The sequence below is a fragment of the Vibrio sp. CDRSL-10 TSBA genome (assembly GCA_039696685.1).
GTDB lineage: Bacteria > Pseudomonadota > Gammaproteobacteria > Enterobacterales > Vibrionaceae > Vibrio.
The window spans coordinates 3,019,625-3,046,583 of the sequence record CP155566.1; the positions used below are offsets into that span (position 1 = coordinate 3,019,625).

At 53.3% G+C, this 26,959-nt stretch carries 12 protein-coding genes and 12 pseudogenes; 11 read left to right on the forward strand and 13 right to left on the reverse strand.

Annotated elements, in window-relative coordinates; translation table 11 throughout:
• Positions 1-38 precede the first annotated feature (38 nt).
• Positions 39-566: a ribosome biogenesis factor YjgA gene (yjgA, locus tag ABDK09_21705; GenBank protein XAW89330.1), complete on the forward strand. Its 528-nt coding sequence runs from the start codon at positions 39-41 to the stop codon at positions 564-566.
• Positions 567-637: 71 nt separating this feature from the next.
• Here the strand turns inward: yjgA and thiQ are convergent.
• From thiQ to mpl, 5 genes and pseudogenes are all read right to left on the reverse strand, one after another.
• A pseudogene (gene thiQ, locus ABDK09_21710) lies at positions 638-1,352 on the reverse strand (thiamine ABC transporter ATP-binding protein).
• On the reverse strand, positions 1,336-2,955 hold the full coding sequence (gene thiP / locus ABDK09_21715; protein XAW89331.1) for a thiamine/thiamine pyrophosphate ABC transporter permease ThiP: 1,620 nt from the start codon (positions 2,953-2,955) through the stop codon (positions 1,336-1,338). The pseudogene thiQ and the gene thiP overlap by 17 nt, the downstream one beginning before the upstream one ends.
• A 4-nt stretch (positions 2,956-2,959) precedes the next feature.
• Positions 2,960-3,952: a thiamine ABC transporter substrate binding subunit gene (thiB, locus tag ABDK09_21720; GenBank protein ID XAW89332.1), complete on the reverse strand. Its 993-nt coding sequence runs from the start codon at positions 3,950-3,952 to the stop codon at positions 2,960-2,962.
• A gap of 297 nt (positions 3,953-4,249) precedes the next feature.
• A pseudogene (locus ABDK09_21725) lies at positions 4,250-4,877 on the reverse strand (flavin prenyltransferase UbiX).
• A gap of 41 nt (positions 4,878-4,918) precedes the next feature.
• Positions 4,919-6,290 (reverse strand): annotated as a pseudogene (mpl, locus tag ABDK09_21730) (UDP-N-acetylmuramate:L-alanyl-gamma-D-glutamyl-meso-diaminopimelate ligase).
• A 254-nt stretch (positions 6,291-6,544) separates the two neighbouring features.
• Here mpl and fbp point away from each other — a divergent pair.
• A pseudogene (gene fbp, locus ABDK09_21735) lies at positions 6,545-7,556 on the forward strand (class 1 fructose-bisphosphatase).
• A 241-nt stretch (positions 7,557-7,797) separates the two neighbouring features.
• The gene (ppa, locus tag ABDK09_21740) at positions 7,798-8,328 is read left to right on the forward strand and encodes an inorganic diphosphatase (GenBank protein ID XAW89333.1); all 531 of its coding nucleotides are present in this window, start codon (positions 7,798-7,800) and stop codon (positions 8,326-8,328) included.
• A 52-nt stretch (positions 8,329-8,380) separates the two neighbouring features.
• Here the strand turns inward: ppa and ABDK09_21745 are convergent, their stop codons facing one another.
• The 3 genes and pseudogenes from ABDK09_21745 to ABDK09_21755 form a co-directional block, all read right to left on the reverse strand.
• Complete coding sequence (locus tag ABDK09_21745; GenBank protein XAW89334.1) at positions 8,381-8,728, reverse strand: gamma-glutamylcyclotransferase; 348 nt, start codon at positions 8,726-8,728, stop codon at positions 8,381-8,383.
• A gap of 39 nt (positions 8,729-8,767) precedes the next feature.
• Positions 8,768-12,528, reverse strand: a pseudogene (locus tag ABDK09_21750) (translocation/assembly module TamB domain-containing protein).
• Positions 12,525-14,240, reverse strand: coding sequence for an autotransporter assembly complex family protein (locus ABDK09_21755; GenBank protein XAW89335.1), 1,716 nt, complete (start codon positions 14,238-14,240; stop codon positions 12,525-12,527). The pseudogene ABDK09_21750 and the gene ABDK09_21755 overlap by 4 nt, the downstream one beginning before the upstream one ends.
• A 176-nt stretch (positions 14,241-14,416) precedes the next feature.
• On the opposite strand from ABDK09_21755, the gene msrA reads away from it, so the two are divergent.
• The 8 genes and pseudogenes from msrA to ABDK09_21795 all read left to right on the forward strand — a co-directional run bounded on the left by msrA (position 14,417) and on the right by ABDK09_21795 (position 20,771).
• Positions 14,417-15,055, forward strand: a complete 639-nt coding sequence (gene msrA / locus ABDK09_21760) for a peptide-methionine (S)-S-oxide reductase MsrA (protein ID XAW89336.1) — start codon at positions 14,417-14,419, stop codon at positions 15,053-15,055.
• 115 nt (positions 15,056-15,170) lie between these two features.
• Positions 15,171-15,723: pseudogene (locus ABDK09_21765) on the forward strand (YtfJ family protein).
• A 72-nt stretch (positions 15,724-15,795) separates the two neighbouring features.
• The gene (locus ABDK09_21770; GenBank protein XAW89337.1) at positions 15,796-16,110 is read left to right on the forward strand and encodes a DUF2607 family protein; all 315 of its coding nucleotides are present in this window, start codon (positions 15,796-15,798) and stop codon (positions 16,108-16,110) included.
• A gap of 88 nt (positions 16,111-16,198) precedes the next feature.
• Positions 16,199-16,819 (forward strand): DUF2796 domain-containing protein, encoded by a 621-nt coding sequence (locus ABDK09_21775; GenBank protein ID XAW89338.1) that lies wholly within the window; start codon positions 16,199-16,201, stop codon positions 16,817-16,819.
• A gap of 51 nt (positions 16,820-16,870) precedes the next feature.
• A pseudogene (locus ABDK09_21780) lies at positions 16,871-17,588 on the forward strand (ABC transporter ATP-binding protein).
• On the forward strand, positions 17,585-18,844 hold the full coding sequence (locus ABDK09_21785) for an ABC transporter permease (GenBank protein XAW89339.1): 1,260 nt from the start codon (positions 17,585-17,587) through the stop codon (positions 18,842-18,844). Before ABDK09_21780 ends, ABDK09_21785 begins: the two are co-directional and overlap by 4 nt.
• A 156-nt stretch (positions 18,845-19,000) precedes the next feature.
• Positions 19,001-19,429: pseudogene (locus tag ABDK09_21790) on the forward strand (DUF3299 domain-containing protein).
• A 444-nt stretch (positions 19,430-19,873) separates the two neighbouring features.
• Positions 19,874-20,771: pseudogene (locus ABDK09_21795) on the forward strand (TIGR03899 family protein).
• Positions 20,772-20,883: 112 nt separating this feature from the next.
• Here the strand turns inward: ABDK09_21795 and cysC are convergent.
• The 5 genes and pseudogenes from cysC to cobA form a co-directional block, all read right to left on the reverse strand.
• Positions 20,884-21,504, reverse strand: coding sequence for an adenylyl-sulfate kinase (gene cysC / locus ABDK09_21800; GenBank protein ID XAW89340.1), 621 nt, complete (start codon positions 21,502-21,504; stop codon positions 20,884-20,886).
• A 33-nt stretch (positions 21,505-21,537) separates the two neighbouring features.
• Positions 21,538-23,263, reverse strand: a pseudogene (locus tag ABDK09_21805) (SLC13 family permease).
• Between the two features lie 46 nt (positions 23,264-23,309).
• The gene (gene cysN, locus ABDK09_21810) at positions 23,310-24,737 is read right to left on the reverse strand and encodes a sulfate adenylyltransferase subunit CysN (protein XAW89341.1); all 1,428 of its coding nucleotides are present in this window, start codon (positions 24,735-24,737) and stop codon (positions 23,310-23,312) included.
• A gap of 17 nt (positions 24,738-24,754) precedes the next feature.
• Positions 24,755-25,664, reverse strand: a pseudogene (gene cysD / locus ABDK09_21815) (sulfate adenylyltransferase subunit CysD).
• Positions 25,665-25,735: 71 nt separating this feature from the next.
• A pseudogene (gene cobA, locus ABDK09_21820) lies at positions 25,736-26,515 on the reverse strand (uroporphyrinogen-III C-methyltransferase).
• Positions 26,516-26,959: the final 444 nt, after the last annotated feature.

Sequence of the window (26,959 nt, forward strand, 5' to 3'; positions counted from 1 at the left end):
TAAAATAGCAGACATAAATAACTCATTAGTGAATGAAGATGGCGCGTAAGAATCAAAAAGCCCCTTGGGAAGATGAAGAAGAAATCATCTTGGTCAGTAAGACCGAGTTGAAAAACGATATGATTGAACTGCAAAAGCTCGGTGAAGAGCTGGTAGATCTCAAACCTTCTGCTCTGGCAAAATTCCCGTTACCTGACGATCTGGCCGAGGCAATTAAAGACGCACAGCGCTTTAAAAATGAAGCTCGCCGTCGTCAACTGCAATACATCGGTCGCCTGATGCGTAATATCGATCCTGAGCCACTGCAAGCGGCACTGGATAAACTGCGCAACAAGCATTCTCAGTCCAGTGCCGTACTGCACAAACTGGAACAGCTGCGCGATCGCGTGGTGGAAGAAGGCGACAGTGCAATTGAAGACGTGATGGAAATGTACCCGGACGCGGATCGTCAGCGTCTGCGCCAACTGGCACGTCAGGCGAAAAAAGAGAAGCAAGCTAATAAAGCACCGAAAGCGTCGCGTGAGATTTTCCAGGTTCTGAAAGTGCTTAACGATCAACCGTATTAAACGCTCGACCGCATTATCAGCGGCTTGTGAGGTAATCCATTTAAAGAGGTTGGCTGATGCCAACCTCTTTTTTATTCGCCGGCGCGGACAAATGCCGCCAAAGGCGGATACGGATGGCTGGCGGTGAGCTCAGTAATCGGAGCCATACATTGCACCTGCCCCTCCGCCATGAAGGCAAAATGCGAGGCGATCGCACGCGCATCACTAAGATGGTGAGTCACCATCAGCACGGTAATATTACGCTCAGCGGCCAGGCTCCGGACCAGCTTGAGCATCTCTTCGCGCAGCACAGGGTCGAGAGCAGAAAATGGCTCATCCAGCAGCCAGACCGGATTGGGCTGTACAAAGCAGCGCGCCAGCGCCACCCGTTGCCGTTGCCCGCCGGACAACTGCTCCGGCAGACGCTCGAGCAGATGACCAACCCCGACCATCTGCGCCGCCTGAGCAACTTGCTGCTGTTGTGCCTGGCTCAGTTTCAGCCCCGGATGTAACCCCAGACCGATATTTTCCCGCACCGTCAGATGCGCAAACAGATTGTGCTCCTGAAACAACATCGAAAACGGGCGCTGAAATGGCGCCAGCCCCACCACAGAGGTCATCTGCTCGGCTCCGGCGCGAATATCGCCCAAGTCGGGGTCGATAAATCCTGCCACCAGACTGAGCAAGGTCGATTTTCCGGCCCCGCTTGGTCCCATCAGGGCGACGATGCTGCCCTGTTTCGACCGTCATATCAAAGCGAAACCATTCGTTCTGGTATTCATAACGTACATCATCCAGCACTAACATGCTTCTCTCCGTTTCTGGCCGTCTTCACACGGCTGTGGAACAAGCGTTCAATTAAATAAAACAATCCGATACTCAGCAGCAGCATCACCACAGAGACCACGCCAGCCGCTTGCATCTGGTAGCTGCCCAGCAGCTGATATAAATAGAGCGGCAAAGTACGAAAATCCTGGCTGCCAAACAGGGCAATCGCACTTAAATCGCCCATCGACAACAGAAAACTGAGGGTAAAAGCGTAAGCCAGCGGCTTGCGCAGCGCGCGCAGTTCGACCAGACGCAGACGCTGCCAGCCCTGCATACCGAGACTGGCACACAAAAACTGGTATTGCTGCGCGACCTGCAGCATCGGCTGACTGAGGTTTTTCACCACATAGGGCAGCGCCATCAGAGCATTGACCGCCACCACAATCCAGTATGCCAGGCTGAATACATCGGTCAGATTGCGCAGCAGCAGAAACAGTCCGGTACTGATTACCAGCCCCGGCGTGACCAGAATAATGGTTCCGACCAGTTCAATCGAATTCGCGCGACGTGGCTGGTAGTGCAAACGCCAGTGGCGACTGGTCAGTACGATACTGATCCCGGCCAGCAGCGCCAGTGAACTCGCCAGTGTCGCCACCTGCAACGATGCGCCGAGTGCAGACCAGAATGCCCCGCTGCTCAGCACCGGCCACAGTTTGCTGTTGAGCCCGCTCACCACAACCATCAGCAGCGGCGGCACCACCAGTAACAGCGCCAAACCAATCCACAACGCATCCCAGCCACGCGCCAGGCGTGAATCCGTCAGCCACTGCCGGGCAGACAAAGCCCCCGCACTGACAGGTAACGGACGCGATAAACGTTGCAGTGCCAGCGCCAGTACGCCACACAACAGCATTTGCCACAGCGCCAGCAGTGCACCGGTCTGTAAATCAAAATCAAACTTAATCGCCTGATAAATCGCCAGCTCAATCGTGGTCGACTTTGGTCCGCCGCCCAGCGCCATGACAGTGGCAAAACTGGTGAAACAGAGCATGAAGACCATGCCGCCGACATTCGCCAGTTGCTGGCGCATACGCGGCCACTCCACCCATCTGAATTTATCCCAGCCGCTCATGCCCAGATGAGCACATAACTTATGCTGCTCGGCCGGTATACTTTCCAGGCTCTGCAGCAACAACCGGCACGCATACGGCAGATTAAAAAATACGTGCGCAAGCAGAATGCCGTTCAGACCATAAATCGAAAACGGCATTTTTATCTGCCATTGCTGCAGCCAGTCGGCAATCCAGCCACTTTTGCCGTATATCGCCAGCAGGCCAAACACGCCAACCAGCACCGGCAGCACCAGAGTGCTGGCAAACAGACGCAGCAGCAGCGCCCGGCCGCGAAAGTGACGCCGGCTCAGCGCATGCGCAACCGGAATAGCCAGGCCGACACTGAGCAGGGTTGACAGCAGCGCCTGGTAAAAGCTGAACCAGGTGACATGGCGATAATAAGCATCGCCCCAGATTTGGCTGAGCTGTAATTGCGGGGCTTGCCACAACAAAGCGGCCAGCGCGCAAAACACAAAGGTCGCGACCAGCGCCGCGACCCAAAGACCGGTTTTAGGAACAGTGACTTGCATCAGATCAGAACGTCAGCGCGTTTTGCCACTCACGAATCCAGCTTCTGCGCTGGGCGGCAACCTGCTCCGGCGTGAAGGCCAGCGCCTTGTCCGGCACGGTCAGCGTTGCAAAACCGTCCGGCAGCGTGACCGCAGTGGCCGGATACATCCAGTTATGGGTCGGGATCACTTCCTGGAACTCATCGCTGAGCATAAATTGCAAAAACTCAGCGGCCAGTTTCGCCTGCGGTGAGTTTTTGACTTTCGCCGCCACCTCAACCTGCATGTAATGGCCTTCAGTGAAGTTCGCCGCCGCATAATGATCATCTTGTTCAGCGATCAGGTGATAAGCAGGCGAAGTGGTGTACGACAGCACCATATCGGCTTCACCCTCTAAAAACATCGAATACGCTTCCGACCAGCCCTTGGTCACTGTCACCGTTTTGTGGACCAGCTTCTGCCACGCAGCCCCGGCCTGATCACCATAGACCGACTTCATCCACAGCAGTAAACCCTGTCCCGGTGTCGAGGTGCGCGGATCCTGATAAATCACGCTCAGGTCATCGCGCTGTTCAACCAGCTCTTTCAGGCTGGATGGCGGATGAGCCAGCTTCTGTTTGTTATACACAAACGCAAAGTAACCGTAGTCATAAGGGACAAAGGTATCGTCATGCCAGCCGTTTGGCAGGGTAAGCGCCGAAGTATCCACCGCATGTCTGGCCAGCAGACCGGTCTGCTTGGCTTCCGCCATCAGGTTGTCATCCAGCCCGAGTACCACATCCGCTTTGGTGTTACTGCCTTCCAGGCGCAGACGGTTAAGAATAGAGACACCATCTTCCAGCGTGACGAAATTGAGATCGCAGCCGCAGCGGGCTTCAAAGGCTTTTTCCACCGCCGGACCCGGTCCCCATTCAGAGGCAAACGAATCGTAGGTGTAGACGGTCAGCGTGGGTGTGGCGGCCAGCAAGGCGCCGGAGTATAAGGTTGCCACAGCAACCGCAGTATGAGTGATGTTCAAGGCTCGCTCTCCTCATTGAGCGGCACAGGCTTGAGGGGAGGATGAGGTCAGTCCGGAGTCCGGTATCGCAAACCCTGCTCAATTCCTACGCCAGCATTATCTGGTTCAGGTGTCTAACCACATCCCCGGCCTGCGGGTACGAGTGACGCACAGGCAGCGGAGTTTGTGACTAATGCGGGTCCCAAGCCTGGCTTGATCTCAGCGCCACAACGGTGCAAATAATTCTATTCACGCCGACAATGGTAAGCTCCCCGATGAGTGGTTGCGATTGTATGTCGAATTGAGTTAAAAAGCGACTCACACGCGCTGATCGTAGCCCCAGCGCGCGACCAGTTTCTGCTCAATCCCGAGATGGTCCAGAATGCGCGCTACCATAAAGTCGATCAGATCCTCAATCGACTGCGGCTGATGGTAAAAGCCGGGCGCCGCCGGCATGATGGTGACACCCATTTGCGACAGTTTATGCATGTTTTCCAGATGCAGGGTTGAGAAACGGTGTCTCGCGCACCACCAGCAATAACTGGCCGCGCTCTTTGAGTACCACATCAGCCGCCCGCTCGATCAGGTTATCCGACATGCCATGCGCGATAGCAGCAACACTACCGGCGGAACACGGACACACCACCATCTGTTTCGGTGCCGCTGAACCCGATGCCACCGGAGAAAACCAGTCTTCCTTGCCGCAAACCACCAGTTTATCCGCATTGCAGCCAAGGTGTTCGACCAGCACCTGCTTGGCCGCATCCGGGCCGGCCGGTAACTTGAGACCGTGCTCGGTGGCCAGCACCACCCGCGCCGCAGAAGAGATCAGCAGGTAAACGGTGTAGTCGGCAGCCAGCAGGCACTGCAGCAGGCGCAGTCCGTATGGTGCGCCCGATGCACCGGTCCAGGCTAAGGTGATGGCTTTATTATCTGTTGTCATCATACTTTATTTCGTCTGTTGTTCTTGATGCATGGCCGGTGCGATTAACCGGCCGCACACTCGCGCAGCTCCAGAGCCGCCAGCAATTTGGTATGAATGCCATCAAAGCCACCGTTACTCATGACCAGAATCTGATCGCCCGGCTGCGCTTCTGCAGCAATCTTGGCGACAAACTGCGCCATATCGCTGCCGACATGCGCCGCTTGACGGCACTGCTCGGCGACCTCTTGCACCGACCAGGAGAGATTATCCGGCTGGAACAGATAGACTGAATCGGCCGCGTCCAGCGCAGCCGCCAGCGTCTGCTTATGCACGCCCAGTTTCATGGTCGCAGAGCGTGGCTCCAGCACCGCAATGATTTTAGCTGCTCCGACTTTATTACGCAGCCCGCCCAACGTCAGCTTAATCGCGGTCGGATGATGGGCAAAATCATCATACACCGTCACACCGTTTCTGTTCGCCTTTCAGCTCGAGTCGACGTTTGGTATTGATAAAGCGCCCCAGCGCTTCACAGGCCAGATCAGCCGTGACGCCGACATGACGCGCCGCAGCAATCGCCATCAGGGCATTACTGACGTTGTGATCGCCAACCAGATCCCACTGCACAGTGCCCACCAGCTGCCCCTGGAACAGAACCTCAAACTGGCTGCCATCCGGTTGCAGTTTATGCGCCTGCCAGTCACTCTGCTCGCCGCTGAATTCGGTTTCACTCCAGCAGCCACGCCCAAGCACATCCTGCAGCGCTGGATCCTGACGCGGGGCCAGAATACGGCCATTGCCTGGCACAGTACGGACTAAATGGTGAAATTGCCGCTTGATCGCTTCCAGATCATCAAAGATATCCGCATGATCAAACTCAAGGTTATTCAGGATCAGAGTGCGGGGATGGTAGTGAACAAACTTAGAACGCTTATCGAAAAAAGCACTGTCATATTCGTCTGCTTCGACCACAAAAAACATGCTTTCGCCCAGCCGGGCAGAAATTCCGAAGTTGCCGAGCACACCGCCAACCAAAAATCCGGGCTGATAACCACAATCTTCCAGAATCCAGGCCAGCATACTGGAAGTGGTGGTTTTGCCATGCGTACCGGATACCGCCAGCACCCAGCGATCATGCAAGAGAAAATCCTGCAGCCATTGCGGGCCGGAGGTGTAGCGCAAATTGTGGTTCAGCACATATTCAACACACGGATTACCACGACTCATGGCGTTACCCACCACCACCAGATCCGGTCTTGGCTCAAGTTGCGAAGGGTCAAAACCTTCAATAATTTCAATACCCTGAGCTTCAAGCATGGTACTCATTGGTGGATAAACATTGGCATCACTGCCGGTAACTTTATGTCCCAGCTGACGCGCCAGCATAGCGACGCCGCCCATAAAAGTACCGCAGATCCCCAAAATATGAATGTGCATAAACCTGCCTCATGACGATTGGTTACTGCGCTCCATTATCCTGATTCGCATCAATAAAGCGAGCCTCCCACATCAGGGCAATGTTATTTTCAAAAAAGTTAAGTAAATTGAGATCTGCGTCTGTTACTTCATTACCCAAAAAAAATCCCACCCCGTACACTCCATGCTAGCGCCAGTGTAAATAAAGGTCCCCCATAAGAGCCTCGCCACTGTGCAGCGATAACTCCCCCAAAAATTAGTGTTAAGGAAACAACATGTCTGAAATGCAGACCCTTGGTGAGTTCATTGTTGAGAAGCAACATGACTTCCCCCACGCAAGAGGTGAACTCTCTTCCCTGCTGGCCTCAATTCGCCTGGCGGCGAAAATCGTCAACCGCGAAATCAATAAAGCCGGTCTGGCCGATATTACCGGTGCATCCGGTCAGGCCAACATTCAGGGCGAAGAGCAACAAAAGCTGGATGTGTACGCTAACGAAAAATTTAAAGCCGCACTGGAAGCGCGCGATCAGGTGTGTGGTGTCGCCAGTGAAGAAGAAGATGAAGCGGTAGCGTTTAACAAAGAACTGAACAAAAACGCCAAATACGTGGTGCTGATGGATCCACTGGATGGTTCATCCAACATCGATGTGAACGTGTCAGTCGGCACCATTTTCTCAATTTACCGCCGTATTTCACCGGTGGGCGGACCGCCAAGCGCAGAAGACTTCCTGCAACCGGGCCATAAGCAAGTAGCGGCTGGCTATGTTATCTACGGTTCATCCACCATGCTGGTGTACACCACAGGTAATGGTGTCAACGGCTTTACTTACGATCCGTCGATTGGTTCGTTCTGCCTATCGCACGAAAACATGCGCATTCCGCAGGATGGCAACATCTATTCTATCAACGAAGGTAACTACATTCGTTTCCCGACCGGCGTGAAAAAGTACATCAAGTACTGCCAGGAAAATGAGCCGGCAGACGGCCGCCCGTACACCTCACGCTACATCGGTTTCTCTGGTGGCGGATTTCCACCGCAACCTGCTCAAAGGCGGTATCTACCTCTACCCGAGCACCCAGAGTCACCCGACCGGTAAACTGCGCCTGCTGTATGAATGCAACCCGATGGCATTCCTGATTGAACAGGCCGGCGGCACCGCATCTGACGGCGTTAACCGTATTATGGATCTGAAACCGACCGAGCTGCACCAGCGTGTGCCTTTCTTCGTCGGCTCGAAAAATATGGTCAGCAAGGTCGAAGAATTCCTTGCCGCGAATCCGGATTAATCACCACTCAGCGTGATCGTGAGCGCCGCACCTGCGGCGCTCTTTTTTTGCCAGCCAGAAAATTCAGACAGTTAATAAAATATCGCCTTGATTTAGCATGCTTAGACTTAGGTTTACTTGGGTCTGAGCCCATTTCCGAGTAAACTCTCGGGTTTGCGGTGCGGATTTTTGCACCTTGGCGAATCTTGACTAATAATAAGTTTCGAATTTTGAAGTCCGGCTAATTGATAAGGAAACCTTAATGAGCTTAAACAATGTGCCAGCAGGCAAATCGCTTCCTGATGATATCTACGTAGTAATCGAGATCCCAGCGAACGCGGATCCAATCAAATACGAAGTAGACAAAGATTCTGGCGCTGTGTTCGTCGATCGTTTCATGTCTGCTCCTATGTTCTACCCATGTAACTACGGTTACGTGAACCACACCCTGTCTCTGGACGGTGACCCGGTAGACGTTCTGGTTCCGACTCCATACCCGCTGATCCCAGGTTCAGTTATCCGCTGCCGTCCGGTTGGCGTACTGAAAATGACTGACGAGTCTGGTGAAGACGCGAAAGTGGTTGCGGTTCCGCACACTAAACTGTCAAAAGAATACGACCACATCCAGGACGTAAACGATCTGCCAGAACTGCTGAAAGCTCAAATCACTCATTTCTTCGAGCGTTACAAAGAGCTTGAATCAGGTAAATGGGTTAAAGTTGACGGTTGGGAAGATGCTGCATCTGCACGTCAAGAAATCCTGACTTCATACGAGCGTGCACAGCAAAAATAATTTGCGCCGTGCATGAAAAAAGCCAGCAAATCATTGCTGGCTTTTTTTGTGGTCAAATCCGCTGACACCAGTCACCGGATTCAATCAGCGAGTCGAGACCGCCGGTATCCTGATAGATATAAATCCACGCAGTGCCAAAAGGAGTGTCCAGACTCTCGCGCCGATATTCAACCGGCACATCTTCCAGAATGTCCAGCTTAGCCAGTGTCTCATCATCGACCCGGTACACTTCGCCCAGAATCGACTGATGACCCGCGATGAGACCGGGATACGGTCCCAGATCATGCAAGGCAAATACCGGCTGGGTTTCAAAACGTCCCAACAATTCACTCTCGCTCAGGAAATGATGATTGCTCTCTCCCTGACGCAACGTCCCATATACAAACACCAGATGCTGCACAGCCTTCTCCTCATTGACAGCCAACGCCGTCCTACTGCATTAGTCAAACTCAAAGCGATACAGTATGTCGACAGCACTGTCGAGTCCGGATACCGCCTCGAGATAGAGATCCTTCAATAACCGGTAGCGGACAGTAAATTCCCCTACTGAGTTAAAAATACCCACACCATACTTCACTTGCAAGCCCGGCAGAATGTAACCACTGACCGTGACCTGCGAATCATCACCGCTGCCGGCCGTATCCAGTTGCAGATTCTGCACGCCCAGTTTCCTCACCCAACTGGCCAACTACCTTACCGCTCTTGGCCAGACTGAGCCCGATCAAGGTCGTGGTCATCGCGTTACCGCCGGTTTCAGAATCAATATCCTGGCCACGCAGCAGATACGACAGCGCGTTCGCCTGCGGCATCGCCGGATCAGAGAAAATCGACACATTCGGCTCATCGGCCGGACCGGTCACCTGTACTCCGGCAGTCACATCATCCTGAGTATTGTCCGGGTTACGGATTGCCTTGATCGACAGATAGGGCTGATCGACCGGGCCATTCATCAGAATTTTACCTTCCTGAATGATCAGATCCTGACCAAACGAACGGTACTGACCATCGGTTATGTTCACCTCACCGGTCACAAACGGGCCCTGATCTTTCTGACTGACATTAAGCTGTCCCACCAGACCGGCTTCAAGGCCAAAGGCGCTCAGTTTGAAATCATCGCCAATCGAAATACTGACATTGGTTTCCACATTAAACGGTACCGCTGTCTCATCACTGATTGGCTGCTGATTTTCATCCACCAGCACCTGATCTTTCGATACCCCGATAGCACTCGGCGGCAGCTCTTCGACCACAATCCGTCCCCATGGCAGAGCGATATGACCGCTGATCTGTGCCAGTTGTGGCTGCATGGCCAGATTGAGGTCCGGTACTACTTTCATCTTCACCATCGGCGGCATATCGACCGTTAACGACTCAGCACCAACGTGCGCGTTGACCCGCCAGTCCTGCATCTGCTCCCAGTCGGCATCCCCCTTGATATCCAGACGTCCGTCAGGGGTCTGAATCGCGGCATTCAAGTCGGCCTGATAACCGTTGAAGTCAATGCTGACATCACCGGACTGCACTTCCACCGGTGAAATGTCGCCGCGAACCAGAATATCGCTGACCCCAAAGTTACCGTAGACTTTGGGGTGCAGCAGTGGGCCGTTAAAGGTCAGTTGTGATTGCAGGGTCGACTGTACCTGACTGTATTCGCCAATCAAGGGCGCGAGAAAATCAAGATTAAAGCGGGTCAGAGTTAATGCCCCCTCCATCTGTCGTTCCTGACTGGTCACATCACCAATCGATAACTTACCGCTGATGTCACCGTTATCGGTCACATCCAGTTGCCAGTCAGCCCGGAGCTGATTTCCTTGCAGCTTGGCATTGAGCGCAACCTGATCCCAGCCCAGATGCAGGGTTTCCCCCGCCTGTTGTTCGACATAACCCGCCGGCATACGTAACGATGCATCGACCTGCGGCGCTTTATTGGGGGCCCAGCTCACTTTGGCATTCGCATCCAGTGCCCCCTTGACCTTAGTTTCTTCCGGCAGCAGAGCCTTAATCTGCTCGAACTCGAAACCAGTCAGTGACACTTGCGCACTGCCTTTTTCACCCACTTCAGCCGGTTTATCGAGACACAGTGAAGCTCCGGCCTGCTGCCAACAATGGGCCGCAATGGTCGCCCGCTGAGTATCAATATTGGCTTTGACTGCCGTCGCCTGATTGAGGCGCCAGCGGCCTTGCTGCGACTCAATCCACATCCGTTGCAACTCGCCGTTCCACACCATTTGCGGGTCCTGCTGCAACGATCCGCGAATCGCCAGGCTGGTCGCCGCCACATCCGAATCGACATCCAACGTAAGCTGATGCTCAGCTTGCGAGCCACTCGCCACCAGACGGGCGGAGCGAATATGCTGCTGCTCAACATCAATATCGCTGATCTGCAGGGTCAGATCGGCGTTAGGCTGCGGCAGTGGTGTGACATTACCGCTCAGCGTCAAATGGCCAATCGTTGCCATCTGCTGCCAGGCCAGCTTGTCACCATCGAGAGCCAGTTTGATGTCCGGCTGTTGCAGCGCTCCACGCAGCAATACATCACCAATCACTTTGCCTTTCAGGTCCGGGATCGATTTAGACAGATCCGGTAAATTAATCGACACCCCCATGCGCCACTGCTGGTCGAGTTCACCTTTGGCAACAATACGGTTAGCGCCATGCGCCACCGTCAGGCCTGGCGTCGAAGCCTTGAACTCACCTTTTCCGCTGGCATCCGCTGCACGCAGGCTACCGTTAATATCGAGCGGGTAGCCGGCGATGTCACCTTTGATGGCCAGTAACGGCAGCTCGGCCCGCCAGCCGCCCTGCGCGGTCAGTTGCCCCGACGTGGTCAGTTCGCCGTTAATGACACCTTGCGCTTCTGGCCATTGCAGACCGGGCTGAATGTTGTCGAGTCGCAGACTGGCTTGCCAGTTAACCGGCGCATCCCAGTTGGCCGTGGCCTGACCGGCAATCTCACCGCCCAGAGTGGCAATCTTGAGCGTATCAAGACTAACCTGATGCAAGTCACCTTTGCCGGTGAGTGACAGTGTGGTATCCGGCACGTCTTGCCCTTGCAGCTCACTCTGCACATCAAACTGATAGCCCTGCAGTGAGCCGTGCGCCTCAATACTCGGCGCCTGAACACGGTATTGCCCCTGACCGACCAGCGGCCACTGCGCCGCCAGATCGTGAATTGAGGCAGTGAAAGGTAAATCAGGGTTTAATGGCTGCAGGCTCGCTTCAATCTGCGCCCGGGCACGCTCACCCAGTTCAGCCTGCAGTTTGAGATCCGCCGCGCTGCCACTGGCCTGTAAATTCAGTGTCTGCCCTTTGGCTTCATCCAGTAACAGAGTCGACTCGAGATTTAACGCCAGCGGATAATCGCCCTGCAGGGTTGCTTTAGCATCCAGCCTGGCAGTCGCTTGCGGCATGTCGAGTTCAAGCGTAGTCACGTTGACCTGAGAAACGATAGGCTTCGGCCTGCAAGCCAAGATGATTAATGATAAGCGGCGTTGCCTGATGCAGGGTAAAATCACGCACATCAAAACGGTTCAGCTCGATCCGCAGCGGAATAATCACCTCAGGCAGAGTGATATCTTCACGGGCTTGATCCTCTGCAGCGGCACTATTATTGACCGGCTCATCCGCCGTCTGCGCCAGTGTGACATCAATGCCCTGCCATTCAGTCCGGCCGATTGTCAGCCGGTTACTCTGAAACTGGGCCCGGGTCGAAAACTGCTGCCAGCGGATCTGGTTACCGAGCACATCGAGATCAATATTGTTGAGACTCAAACGTCCGATCCGAATCGGTACCGGCGTGGCAATATGAGTGACCGGCTCAGACTCAGGCGTGGTTTCCTCACTGGCCGGCGGTAATTGCGGCAGCGATAATTTCAGCCCGTCAACCGCCACCTCATTGATACACAACACCGGGTCGAGCAGACAACTGGCCTGCATCGCCAGAGTCAGGTGGTCAACACGGGCATCGATATTGAGCCCGGGATCGTTAAAACGCACATCACTGAGGGTGAAACGCGGCAGCAAAGCCCCCTGACTGGAAGCGATGGTCAACTGAGGCAGCGCCTGCTGCGCGCCCCAAACGATCACATTCAACCCGGGTCCGGTAAATAACAGCGCAGCGATCGATAGTGTCAGCACCATGATCAACACCACCAGCCCAGCGGTCAGCCATTTGGTCCAACGTATGGCTCGTTTGATCATAACTCAGGCCCCAGGGTAAAGTGGATCTTAAAGCGATCGGCCGGATCCAGATCCAGACCCCACGCGAAATCGAGCCGAATCGGACCGACCGGCGAGATCCAGCGGATCCCAAAGCCGGTACCGGTTTTCCAGTCCGGCGTATCGTTGAAGGCATCCCCGTAATCGACAAACAACGCGCCCCACCAGTTACCGGTCAGCCGATACTGGTACTCCAGCGTACTGGTGGCGATGTATTTGGCACCGCTTAACGATCCGGTTTCATCGCGCGGTGAAATTGACTCATAACCGTAACCACGCAGGTTATTATCACCACCCGCGAAAAAACGCATCGATGGCGGCAGCTTATCAAATTCTTCAGCGAAGTTAGCCCCGCCATCGAGCCGGATCAGACCACGGTGGTTACGACCAAAGCTGCGCAGCCAGGAAGTCCCGGCCAGGAGGCGCGTCACCCGGGTTTCAGAAAACAGATCCGGGTCGCCGTACTCCAGCGTAACGGTCTGCTTATCGCCCCAGGTCAGCAGCGATCCGCGCATCCGGGTCCGGCTGCGGGTATAGCTGATGCCGGGCAGAATGTATTGCGCCGCATCATCGAGCACACCCTGTTGGTAATCTTCCACCAGGTAACGCACAAACAGGGTGCGGTGCCAGCCGTTATCCAGGACCCAGTGCCGCTCCAGTGCAAGATTGGATTCAATACTCTGTGTGTCACGGTTATCGACATGCTTCATGCCGTACTGAATGCGATAGTACTGACGTAATACGTCATCGAGCGGAATCTTATAGCTGGCGGTGACGCTCTGCTCCGGGGCAGAAATGGAGAAACTGCTGTCGAAGCTGTGGCCGAGATCGTTAACCCACGGTTTTTTCCACTTCAGTGAGCCCCGCACTCCGACGTCGGTCGAATAGCCGATACCGGTTTCGAGCTGGTTACGCGCCTGTGGGCTTAAGCTGACATTGAGCGGCAGTTGCCGCCCCTGACCAAGCTGAGATAAATCCGGCGCCACTACCACCGATGAGAACCACTCAGTGTTGGACAAATTCTGGTTATACTCACCCACCTGAGAAACCTGATACGGGTCGCCGGCCTTAAACGGACTCAGTGAACGTACCCGGTTTTCATCAATCTGACTGCCTTCAATCACGCTTTCGCCAAACTGATAACGGATACCGCTCTTGTAGTGCAGGCGGACGTAAGCCAGATTGAGAGCAGGCGATACCTCAAGGCGGCTGGTCACGAACTCACCGTCAAAGTAACCCTTTTGCAACGCCAGATTGCGCAAGCCGGATTTAAGGCTGTCGTACTGACTGTGATTGAGCGCTTCACCGACTTTCAGCCCGCTGCGTTCGATCAGACGTTGGAAATCACCATCATCCCGGGCTTCCCCCTCAATCTCAATATCGACCTGTTGCAGGCGCACCACTTCACCTGGCGTGATACGCAGTGTCATCGCCTTATTGGGTTCGGTGACGGTAAAGTCAAACTGAGGATGATAATAGCCGAGCGCATTGAGGGCTTCCGTCAGCGTACTTTCCAGGCGCGACTGAAAGCGCAACTGGGTTGAATAGTCGGCGGGCGGAATCGAAGAGAGGTAAGCATCGGCATTACTTTTCAGCTCACCGTCCAGCCCCTCAATCGTGAGGTCAACATCGGCGAGAGATGCAGCAGAATAAAACAAAGCCGGGATTAGCGCTGGTAATAGATTTCGTCTCATGCTTAAGTTAGTGGCGTTGAACAGCAGTTAAGGTTTCGCTAGTTGAGAATCATACCGACAATATGCAAACACGTCTGTATGAAAAGCGTCAATTATCCGGTCTTACTGTTGAATAGCCAGGATTTAACCCAAATTCTGGCCAGAGTCATACCGTCAGCGAATCAAAAGGATAAATCATGTTAGACAAACAAATGATGGTTAGCGCTGAAACCGCTTTACCCGGCCGCTCTACCCCTTTGAGTGTAGATGATACCCACTTCGTTAACCAAACCAGCCTGAGTGCCGCACCGGTTAACGGCCAGCAGCAAATTCTGCTGGGCATGGGCTGCTTCTGGGGGGCTGAGCGCCTGTTTTGGCAGATTGAAGGGGTCATCTCTACATCGGTCGGCTATGCCGGTGGCTTTACACCCAATCCGACTTATGAAGAAGTGTGTACCGGTCTGACCGGCCATAGTGAAGTGGTACGAGTGGTGTTTGACCCGCAGATCCTGCCGCTGGAGCAATTGCTGCGCGCTTTCTGGGAACGGCATGATCCGACTCAGGGCATGCGTCAGGGCAATGATCTCGGTACTCAGTACCGCTCAGCCATTTATACATACAGTGATGAGCAGCAAGCCATTGCCGAGCAAAGCCAGGCTGATTACCAGTCACTGCTCAGCGAGCAGCAACGTGCTTTGATCACTACAGAAATCGCACCGGCCGGTCCGTACTATTACGCCGAAACTTACCATCAGCAGTATCTGGCCAAAAATCCGCAAGGTTACTGCGGACTGGGTGGCACCGGAGTGTGCTTTCCGCCCCAGCGCGATGCCTGACCGCCATTAAGCCGCTCTTCATTCAGGTTACGTAACCCGCATTCCGGTAACCTGAATGTCTCCCCGAACGATTTTGTATGCTATACCTTTTGGTGCTCAACCAAAGGAAAATATAATGAAAAATAAAACGCTTATCGCCATACTGCTGGCGTGCTCTCCCACCCTTGTCTCTGCTCATAACCTGCATATCGGCCAAACGCTGCCCGACGTGTCGGTACAGCAATATGGTGAAGTCATCCTCAACAATAACGATACCGCTTTTCAGAGCTGGAACAGCCAGCAGATGGTCGGCAAAGTGCGGGTGATCCAGGCCATCGCCGGACGCAGCAGCGCCAAAGAACTTAACCAGGAAACTGATGAGCGCCATCAGCGCGGCTCAGTTCCCGGCCGGGCAGTATCAGACCACGTCCATCATCAACCAGGATGATGCCATCTGGGGCACCGGCTCTTTCGTCAAATCTTCTGCGCAGGACAGCAAAAAAGAGTTTCCGTGGTCATCGATTGTGCTGGATGAAGACGGCAATGTCGCCCGAAGCTGGGCACTGCAACCGGAATCGTCCGCTATCATAGTGCAGGATAAAAGCGGCCAGATCCTGTTTGTACACGAAGGCGCTCTGAATGAGGCGCAGGTAGAGCAGGTTCTGCAGCTGGTGCAAGATAATCTCTGACCGGAATCTCACTTGCCTATCAGGCTGATTGTTATAGTATAACAAGGTTTGGTAACCAGCATCGGGTCAGTCATGCCGAATAGCCTGTACAGCATACGAGTTCACAGCAGGAGCGTGGCCATGGTCGCACTCCTGCTGACGCTATGGCTGAGCATCGCGCAAATCAGCCATCAGCAGGACACGACGCCGTCCCATCACGCTCATCACCAATGCCAGTTGTTCAATGGTCTGCAACATGGTCTGGCCCAGGCTCTGCCTGAACTGCCGCCGGGCCCTGCCGTACCCTATCTTCAGCCTGACACCCGGGTTGTCCGCCTCTGTCAGCCCACGACCGATTCCTGCGCCCGCTCACCCCCGGCTCCAGCTCTGCACTACATCACGGCCTGAGGCCGTTTGCTGTTGTACCGACATGCTCGGTAACAACACTCTCACATGTTAATCAACATACTGTTTTTGCTTATTTTGGAGTCAAACCATGTTTAACCAAACCCTGCTGGTAGCGGGCATTACTGCTGCACTGTGCAGCAATGCTTTTGCACAAAGTGAGTTTCGTCAGCACGAAGCGCACGTTCACGGCCATGTCGAACTGAATATCGCCCAGGATGGCGATGATCTGTTAATCGAAATCACCGCGCCCGGCGCTGATGTCACCGGCTTTGAACATGCGCCGCAATCGGACAGCGAAACTAATCTGCTCAATCAGGCGCTCGAAAATCTCAATCAGGCGGATTCGCTGTTTACCCTGAGTGAAGCAGGCTTGTGCTCGCTGGAACATGCTGACGTCGGCCATAATCTGGGCGGCCACCAGCCGCATCATGATGAAAAACACGATGAACACGATGACCACCATGATCATGCCGGCCAGCACGACCAACACCATGCTGACGATGATGCGGATCATGCTCACCACAGTGAACATGGTGCGTTCACCATTCAATACCAGTATCACTGTGAGCAGATCAGCAACCTTAAACAGATAGAAACCCATTGGTTTGATTTATTTCCGTCAACGCGCGAAATGCAGGTTAATCTGTTGACCGATACGATGCAAACTGCGACGGAACTGACGCCGAAATACACCGTCATTTCACTGTAATAGGCATACGGGTAAGTGAGTACTTACCCGATTTCTCGCCAAGGAGACGTGATGAATCAACCCCATCTCTATTCTGCCGAACAGGTGATCGCCCTGGACCAGGTGCTATTCCGGTGGCCGGACACCGACCAGCCGACCCTGGATATCGCTGAACTCTCTGTCGCGGCCGGGCAACATCTGTTCATAAAAGGGCCAAGCGGCTGTGGTAAATCCACTCTGCTCAGCCTGCTGACCGGTATCAACACCGCCAGCCAAGGCAAGGTCAGCTTGCTGGGGCAGGATTTGGCCCGACTTAAGGCCAGCCAGCGCGATCGTTTCCGCGCTGACCATATCGGCTACATTTTCCAGCAGTTCAACCTGCTGCCCTATTTATCTGTGCTGGATAATGTCATTCTGCCGTGCCAGTTTTCCGCTCTGCGCAAGAGCAAAGTCTCCGGCTCACTGCAGGCTCGTGCCAGCGAAACTGCTTGAACGCCTGCACCTGCCTCACGACCTGCTGCACAAATCGGTGCTGGAGCTGAGTATCGGCCAGCAGCAACGGGTTGCGTCGGCGCGCGCCCTGATCGGCGAACCGCATCTGATTATTGCCGACGAACCGACCTCTGCCCTTGATCATGACAACCGCAGCGCATTTATTGATTTGCTGCTGGAAGAGGTCAATCGCGCCGGATCGACGCTGGTGTTTGTCAGTCACGACCCGACGCTGGAGTCATGCTTTGAACGAAGCATTCACTTACCTGTCATTAACCGCGCACGGGGGATGCAATGAGTGTCATCGCCAAATTAGCCTGGAAAAGTCTGCTCAACCGCAAACTGACCGCACTGCTGACCATACTGACCGTCGCCATTTCAGTGGTGTTACTGACCGGCGTAGAGCGGATTCGGACCCAGGCCAAGAGCAGCTTTGCTAATACCATTTCCGGGACTGACCTGATTGTCGGCGGGCGCTCGGGCTCGGTGAACCTGCTGCTCTATTCGGTGTTTCGGATTGGCAACGCCACCAACAATATCGACTGGCAAAGCTACCGCGAATTCAGTCAGCATCCGGCGGTGAAATGGGCCATCCCTATCTCACTCGGCGATTCACATCGCGGCTTTCGGGTCATGGGTACCAATCACAGTTATTTCGAGCACTATCGTTTCGGAAGTAAGCAATCACTTACTTTCAGCCAGGGCAGAGAATTTAATGGCCTGTTTGAAACCGTGCTCGGTGCCGATGTCGCGAAAAAACTCGGCTACACCATCGGCAGCGAAATCATTATTGCTCACGGCATCAGTGACGTTGCCTTTGCCCGGCATGACAAGCTGCCGTTTAAAGTAGTCGGTATTCTGGCGCCAACCGGCACCCCGGTCGACAAAACCGTACACGTTTCTCTGGCTGCGATTGAAGCCATTCATGTCGGCTGGCAGTCGGGTGCCCATCTGGGCAATACTCCGGATGCCAAGCAACTGGCTGAGCAGCAGTTTGAGCCGCAGCAGATCACTGCCATGTTGCTCGGACTTAAATCGAAAATTCAGACCTTTGACCTGCAACGGGAAATCAACCAATACCGTCAGGAGCCGCTCAGTGCCATCCTACCGGGGGTCGCACTGCATGAGTTATGGGGCATGATGTCAGTGGCAGAACAGGCCTTAATGGCCGTGTCGGTCTTCGTGGTGGTCGCCGGTCTGCTTGGTATGCTGAGCAGCCTGTTGACCAGCCTGCAGGAGCGGCGGCGCGAGATGTCCATCCTGCGTGCGATGGGAGCGCGGCCAAGACATATCTTCAGCCTGCTGATCAGTGAAGCCGCCCTGCTGACTCTGGCCGGCATTGTGCTCGGAGTGCTTGGTCTATATGCCCTGCTCGCGCTGGCAGCGCCGTTGATTGAAAGCCAGTACGGGATTCGTATCGACCTTGGCGCCATCAGTCGCCACGAATGGCAGTTGCTGGGTTATGTGCAATGCGCCGGAATTGTGATAGGAATTGTACCGGCCTTGCGCGCCTATCGGCAGTCGCTCAGTGATGGGATGACCATCCGGCTGTAAGTGGCAGCCACCCGATAACGACACTGACAACATCCATCTTCGTCCCGGTACTCAACCAGCCGGGACCACTACAAGGAAACGACTATGAAAACGTGTTACCAGGCGATGTGCATACTACTGCTGAGCCTCTGTGCACCCGCAGCGTTTGCCAGCGATGATGTGCTCCAACTCGACTGGCTCGATTTGATCCCGCAAAGCGAACGCAACCAGTTTGACCAGCAGGGATTACCGATGCCGGATCACAGCGGCAACGCCCAGGCCAAACAGTCAAAAATCGGCCATGTGCGCCCGGAGCTGAACGGCAGTAAAGTCAAAATTCCCGGTTTTGTTATTCCGCTCGAAGGGGATGAAAATACCGTGACTGAATTTCTGCTGGTGCCCTACTTCGGCGCCTGCATCCATGTGCCACCGCCGCCACCAAATCAGATTATTTATGTGAAGTTTCCGCAAGGTGCGCCCGTGCAGGAGCTGTGGGACATAGTCTATGTGGTGGGTACATTAAAAACAGACTCGGTGAGTCTGGAACTGGCTGAAAGTGGCTACACCCTGCAAGGGGACAACCTTGAGCCTTACGACGACATGTAATACGAAGCTAACCAGCCGGTTTAATCAAAAGATTGGGCTTAATAAAACGCTTTGATTGAATAAAAGTTTTGGTTCTATAAACATTTGGGGTTAACAAAAAATGTTCCGTGAGCCAACGTTGTTAAGTCAGCCAATATTGTTAATGTTAGCACAAGCCATAAATGGTTATGAAAACCACCTGTTGATTGTGATGCTAAATCAGATATTTGGACAGATACGTCAGTACGCCCAGATAAACGACAAACAGTAAAACAATCGACAGGTGCTTGCGCATTCTGTTATCCCGGCACTCTTTCATACTCACCCCCAGCGCTAATGATTAACAATTTTAACAAAATATTATCATTCGTGGTAGCGCAAATTTGTCGATCGTAACTCTGGCTATCACCGCACATACAGGGTAGATTTTAACCTATGTGTGTATCTGTATAAGTGCCCGAAAACATGGCCGATCCTAAACAATCCGTGGTGATCGAACACGAAGCAACAACCGGCTCCGGCCAGGAAAAACGCTCCCATTATGTCAAAGACAGTGCTAACCGCATTATCGCGATTGCCCAGCAGCATGGCCTGGATGCTTTACTAAGCAGCGAGCCGGCTAAAAAGACACCCTTTGAACGGGCATTAAAACGCGAACGCGATCGTAAAGAGCAGCGCCAGAAGAATCTCGAGCAAATCGTACGTCTGGCGCATGTTTCCTGTCGTAATGAAACAGCTGGAGAACCCGATCAGGACTGGCTGTATCGTTTTTTTGATATGGCCCAGGATATCCATAATTCATCGATGCAGCGCCTGTGGGCACAAGTGCTGAAGCGCGAAGTGACTAATCCGGGTTTTACTTCGATGAAAGCACTGCAGCTCCTGCAGGGTATGACCCCCAAAGAAGCGCAGATTTTGCAGCGTGCAGCCGCTCTGGCCTGCAGCTTCGGCGCAGATAGCAGCCTGAAACTGCTATTTGGCCTCAAAGTTCAGCACAGTCTGTTCCGGCTGGGAAAACGGGAAAGCACCAATACACTCAATATCGGTAACCATCAACTGCCCTACGCCAGCCTGCTGGTATTGATCGAAACTCGGCCTGTTGCACGCCAGCGAGCTGGAGTCGGGGGAAATTGAAATCGATCCGCCCCTCAGTCTCAGTTATCAGGGTAAGCAGCTGTCGTTAAATGCCAACTCACGCGGTGTGCGCCTGCTTTATTACCGTTTTTCACCGACCGGTAACGAGCTGTGCCGTCTGCTTGGTAATAAACCGAACATGAGTTATTACGATCAGCTGGTCGCACTGCTGAGTCAGAAATTTACCGTGCACAGCGACGCCAGCAGCAGTATTCACCATACGGTGTAAGCCAGCCGGAGCGCTTAACCTACATCAGAAACACAAAAATCAGGCCGGGGCCTGATTTTTATTTCACTCTGACTGAGTATTTGATGTCGATATTTCGTGTTTGATCGCGCGCTTAGCGTTTAATGATCGCACGTTGCGTCAACGCTGCCACACACTGCTCCACCAGCTCATCAATATTTTTGTCACCGGCCGGTAGATCGATCTCCGGATTCAGCGGCGCTTCGTACGCTGAATCAATGCCGGTGAAATTCGGGATTTCGCCAGCGCGTGCTTTCTTATACAGCCCTTTCGGGTCACGCTGCTCACACACTTCCAGCGAGGTGTTGACAAACACTTCGATGAACTCGCCTTCCGGCAGCAGGTCACGCACCAGCTGACGCTCAGCACGGTGCGGAGAGATAAACGCTGTCAGTACAATCAGACCCGCATCGGCCATCAGCTTTGCCAGCTCACCGATACGACGGATATTCTCGCGGCGATCCTGTTCAGAAAAACCTAAATCGCTGCACAGACCGTGACGCACATTGTCACCATCCAGCAGGTACGTGTGGAAACCCAGCTCAGCAAGGCGGTTTTCTAACGCGCCGGCTACCGTTGATTTGCCTGCACCAGACAAACCGGTGAACCAGAGTACGGCCGGTTTTTGCTGTTTCAGCTCGGCACGAAAGTGCTTATCAACCGCATGTTGATGCCACACGATGTTTTCGTCTTTCACATTAGATGCGGTGCTCATAAGTCATCCTTCTGCACATTATTGATTGTAAAATTAAAATGGGAAAAATACCGGGATCAGGGTCAGGACCAGAATGGAGTAGACCAACGAAATCGGGATACCGATACGCACATAATCCGACATTTTGTAATTACCTACGCTATAAACCAGCAGATTGGTCTGATAACCGTAAGGCGAAATAAAACTGGCGCTGGCGCCAAACAGCACGGCCATGATAAAGGGCATCGGATCGACGCCGTAGCCGACAGCCATACTGTAGCCAATCGGGAATGCCAGTGCCGCAGCGGCGTTATTGGTAATCAGTTCCGTCAGCACCAGGGTCACCAGATAGGTTGCCACCAGGGCACCAAATACCCCCCAGCCGTTAAACGCCTGGATAAACATCTCGCCCATTTCCTGCGATAAGCCGGACGAGATCATCAGTTGGGCAATGGAGAGCGCTGAACCGACAATCACCACGATATCGAGCGGGAAGCGGCGGCGCAGTTCACTGACCTGTACGATGCCGCACACAAACAGCACTAATAAATACGCCAGCAGCCCTTTGATAATCGGCAAAACACCAAGCAGGGACGCACCGATGACGGCCGCAAATCCTAGCAGTACCAGGCTGGATTTGGTGGTGTCGAGTTTGGCGCTCGAATCAAGATCGTTGATCAGCACAAATTCACGGCTGTTGGAACGACGCTGGGCATCAAAACCTTTGCCCGGAACCAGAACCAGAGTATCACCTGCGGTGAGGGTAATATTGCCCAGACCACCTTCCAGACGCTCATGACCACGGCGAATGGCGACGACAACGGCATCAAAACGATCCCGGAAGCGGCTCGATTTCAACGTGGTATTACAAAAACTGGCCGATGAGCTGACCACAACTTCAACAAAGTTCTGGCCATTGAGATGATGCTGGCCAAACAGGGTCAGCCCCTGAATCTCCTGCAGCGTGGAGACGCTCTCAACATCGCCACAGAAACAGCAGACGATCACGCGCCTGCAGAATAAAATCCGGTCCGACCGAGCGGACGCTTTCGTCGTCACGAATCACTTCAGCCAGAAACAGTTTGCGCAGCTCACGCAGATTATTTTCTGCGATGCTGTGCCCGACCAGAGGAGAGCCCGGCTCAACAATGGCCTCAAGAAAATAGGGTAAATCATCCTGACTCTGTTCATCATAACTCGGCAGCAGATAGCTGAGCGGGATCAAGATGATCACGCAGCCCACCAGCACGGCTAGGCCGATCAAAGACGGTGCGAAAAAGTCGAGACTGGGTAGCCCGGCATCTTCCACAAAGCTATTGATGATCAGGTTGGTCGAGGTGCCGATCAAGGTCAGGGTGCCGCCAAAAATTGCGGTATAAGAAAGCGGGATCAACAAACGCGAAGGCGCGTGTTGCTGGTTGCGTTTGATCGCACCGATCAACGACACCACCACCGCAGTGTTATTGGTAAACGAGGATAAAAACGCGGTTGAGAACCCCAGCTTGGCGACGACCATGCCGAGATTACCTTCAGAAATATTACGGCTTACCCAACTGACCAGGCGTGTTTTTTCCAACGCCGTGGAAGCCAGAATAAGTAACACTAAAGTCAGTAAAGAAGCGTTAGTGAAATTCGCCGCCAGCTCGGTGACATCCATCATGCCAGTCATAAAAGCAGCAAATGCTGCGCCGGCAAAGATAAAGCTCGGCTTAATTCTTGTCACTAACAGACAGGTCACAATGCCCAGCAGAATCGCCAGTACCAGCCCTTGTTCCCACATAACGCTTCCCTCGATATAGGGGCAGTCACCTGCCCCTCATCACTGATCACTTAAGCAATTGACTCAGATCTTTGGCATCCCAGTGTGGGAAGTGCTTACGGATCAGCGCGTTGAGTTCCACTTCAAACGCAGAGAATTGGCCTTCGGCTTGCGCCACATTCTGCAGACTGTCACGCACCAGACCGGCACCGACTGTGACGTTAGTCAGACGGTCAATGATGATGAAACCACCGGTGTCAGCACAATCCAGGTACTTGTCCAGCGCAACAGACTGGTTAAAGGTCCATTCACACAAACCGATACCGTTCAGTGGCAGCTCTTCAGACTGGAAAGTTTCCAGATTGTTGATGTCGTACTGGTGACGAACCGCAACGACCTGACCAACCGTCTTCATGCCTGCGATCTTCACATCGTATTCACGACCTGGTTTCAGAGGTTGCTCAGTCATCCACACCACATCCGCCAGCAGATGGTTAGTGCTGTCGACATGATCCTGCTCCAGCACAATCAGATCGCCACGGCTGATATCAATTTCATCAGCCAGAGTCAGCGTGACCGCCAGACCAGCGCTTGCTTGTGGCAGATCGCCATCGAACGTCACAATGCGGGCAACTGTTGAAGTTTTGCCTGATGGCAGCACTTTAATTTTATCGCCAACGCTGACGGCACCGGATGAGATGGTGCCGGCAAAGCCACGGAAATCCAGGTTAGGACGGTTCACGTACTGTACCGGGAAGCGGAATTCACCAGTGCCTTTTTCCTGATCAACATCGACGGTTTCCAGCAGATCCAGCAGTGACGGACCTTGGTACCAAGCCATGTTCTCGCTCTTATCCACCACGTTATCGCCTTCCAGCGCAGACAGTGGAATGATCTCGATGTTGGTTTCACCCTGCAGGTGCTTAGAGAACTCCAGGTACTGAGCACGAATCTCTTCAAAACGCTCCTGAGAGTAATCAACCAGGTCCATTTTGTTCACCGCAACGATGAAGTGCTTCAGACCCAGCAGGTTCGAAATGAACGAGTGACGACAAGTTTGATCCAGCACGCCTTTACGCGCATCGATCAGAATCACCGCCAGATCACAGGTCGACGCACCAGTCGCCATGTTACGGGTGTACTGCTCGTGTCCCGGAGTATCAGAAATGATGAATTTACGTTTCTGAGTCGAGAAGTAACGGTACGCCACATCAATGGTGATGCCCTGCTCACGCTCGGCCTGCAGGCCGTCAACCAGCAGCGCCAGATCCGGACGCTCACCGGTAGTACCGACACGTTGGCTGTCGGAATGCACAGCAGCCAGCTGATCTTCATAAATTTGTTTTGAGTCGTGAAGCAGACGACCAATCAGTGTACTTTTACCATCGTCTACCGAACCACAAGTCAGGAATCTAAGTAGCGATTTATGTTGGTGTTGATTGAGGTAACCTTCAATACCTAGCTCAGCAAGTTGAGCTTGAACTGCACTATTCATTTTCTTTCCTTAGACCCTTAGAAGTAACCTTGACGTTTTTTCATTTCCATCGATCCTGACGAATCGTGGTCGATCGCACGGCCCTGACGCTCACTTGATGTAGCTACCAGCATCTCTTCGATGATTTCCGGCAACGTTTTCGCTTCAGATTCCACTGCACCAGTCAGCGGGTAACAGCCCAGAGTACGGAAACGTATGCTCTTATGCTGGATCTCTTCACCCGGCTTCAGTTTCATACGGTCGTCATCCACCATGATCAGCATGCCATCACGCTCAACCACAGGACGGACGTCCGACAGGTACAGAGGAACGATTTCAATGTTTTCCAGGTAGATGTATTGCCAGATATCCAGCTCGGTCCAGTTCGACAGAGGGAAAACACGGATGCTCTCGCCTTTGTTGATCTGACCGTTGTAAGTTTTCCACAGCTCCGGACGCTGGTTTTTTGGATCCCAGGTATGGTTCTTGTCACGGAATGAGTAAACGCGCTCTTTGGCACGTGATTTCTCTTCATCACGACGGGCACCACCGAACGCAGCATCAAAACCGTATTTGTTCAGCGCCTGCTTCAGACCCTGAGTTTTCATGATGTCAGTGTGCTTAGAAGAACCGTGGTCAAACGGGTTGATTCCCATCGCCAAACCTTCCGGGTTTTTGTGTACCAACAGCTCGAAACCGTATTTCTTCGCCGTTGCATCACGGAAACGCGATCATGTCGCGGAATTTCCAGTCGGTATCAACGTGTAACAGAGGGAATGGAATCTTGCCCGGATAAAACGCTTTACGCGCCAGATGAAGCATGACCGACGAATCTTTACCGATCGAGTACATCATCACTGGGTTGGCAAATTCGGCAGCCACTTCACGAATGATGTGGATACTTTCTGCCTCAAGCTGTTTTAAATGGGTTAAGCGTTGTTGATCCATTTTGCGTGCTTCCTTTTAGCTGCCTGGTGGCTTGAAAGGCCCTGCGGGCCTCGCAATTTGAATTATGTTTGTTATGCAATTTGGGTAGACGGCGCGGTATTGTCGCCAAACCACGTCAGTTTGTTGGCCAGAGTCACCACTTCACCAATCACAATCAGTGACGGTGATTCGGCGTGAGCGGCCAACTGCGGCAGTTCACTGAGCTGACCGCGAAACACTTTCTGGGTCGACTGCGTACCACGCTCGATAATCGCTATCGGGGTGCCCGCACTGCGGCCGTTTTCAATCAGTTGCTGTGCAATGGTGCTGGACTTCATCAGCCCCATATAAATCACCAGCGTTTGCTGGCTGCGAGCCAGGGTTGACCAGTCCATTTCAGCCGCGGCTTCCGCTTTGAGATGACCAGTAATAAACAACGCCGACTGCGCATAATCTCGGTGGGTAAGCGGAATGCCCGCATAGGCTGTTGCGCCGGCAGCGGCCGTAATGCCGGGAATTACCTGAAAGGACACACCTGCATCGAACAACACTTCCAGCTCTTCACCGCCACGGCCGAACATAAACGGATCGCCGCCTTTGATACGCACCACGCGATGACCTTGTTTGGCAAACTCAACCAGCAACTGGTTAGTTTTCTCCTGCGGAACACTGTGGTGACCGGCACGTTTACCCACACACACCAGAATGGTCTCATCCGGGATCAATGCCATGATGTCGTCAGAAACCAGATAGTCGTACAACACCACATCCGCCTGTTGCAGATAGCTCAGCGCTTTAACCGTCAGCAGTTCAGGATCGCCAGGGCCGGCACCAACCAGAGCGACTTCACCGGCTTGCAGCTGGCTGCGAGCAATACGTTTAAACGCATCCGGCTGTTTGCCTGATTCAATTGCCACTAAACGTGGTGTTTTATTTTGCAGTGTTGGCACCGTTTCTGAGCCCGCCATGTTAGTCATCCTTACCCGATTGATGGTTGCATTATGGGCAGTTCTTGTTATTACCTGAAATTCTAAAATTTCATTTTTTATTCTAAAAGCTGATATAGGAATTACATATTTAAAGAATTGGCTTTGAATTGAACATTCTTGCGTTCCACACCAATAACACAACGGAAGTGAGCAGTACGTCACATAATTCCGTAAGTGACTGGAACACCAAGATTACGTGATATCAGAAGCTAATTTAGTCGAGAGCGGTTAGTCTTATATTGTTCGATGTGATGGCTGGAAATGAGTCGAAACCAGGCCTGACGTTAGGCTAGAATAAGTCAAAATTTCATGCTGCCCGAACTGTGA

Bases quoted from the DNA above. Each gene is read 5' to 3' on its own strand.
- yjgA (XAW89330.1), top strand. From the start codon at position 39: ATGGCGCGTAAGAATCAAAAAGCCCCTTGGGAAGATGAAGAAGAAATC.
- thiP (XAW89331.1), bottom strand. From the start codon at position 2,955: ATGCAAGTCACTGTTCCTAAAACCGGTCTTTGGGTCGCGGCGCTGGTC.
- ppa (XAW89333.1), top strand. From the start codon at position 7,798: ATGAGCTTAAACAATGTGCCAGCAGGCAAATCGCTTCCTGATGATATC.
- ABDK09_21755 (XAW89335.1), bottom strand. From the start codon at position 14,240: ATGAGACGAAATCTATTACCAGCGCTAATCCCGGCTTTGTTTTATTCT.
- msrA (XAW89336.1), top strand. From the start codon at position 14,417: ATGTTAGACAAACAAATGATGGTTAGCGCTGAAACCGCTTTACCCGGC.
- ABDK09_21770 (XAW89337.1), top strand. From the start codon at position 15,796: ATGCCGAATAGCCTGTACAGCATACGAGTTCACAGCAGGAGCGTGGCC.
- ABDK09_21775 (XAW89338.1), top strand. From the start codon at position 16,199: ATGTTTAACCAAACCCTGCTGGTAGCGGGCATTACTGCTGCACTGTGC.
- ABDK09_21785 (XAW89339.1), top strand. From the start codon at position 17,585: ATGAGTGTCATCGCCAAATTAGCCTGGAAAAGTCTGCTCAACCGCAAA.
- cysC (XAW89340.1), bottom strand. From the start codon at position 21,504: ATGAGCACCGCATCTAATGTGAAAGACGAAAACATCGTGTGGCATCAA.
- cysN (XAW89341.1), bottom strand. From the start codon at position 24,737: ATGAATAGTGCAGTTCAAGCTCAACTTGCTGAGCTAGGTATTGAAGGT.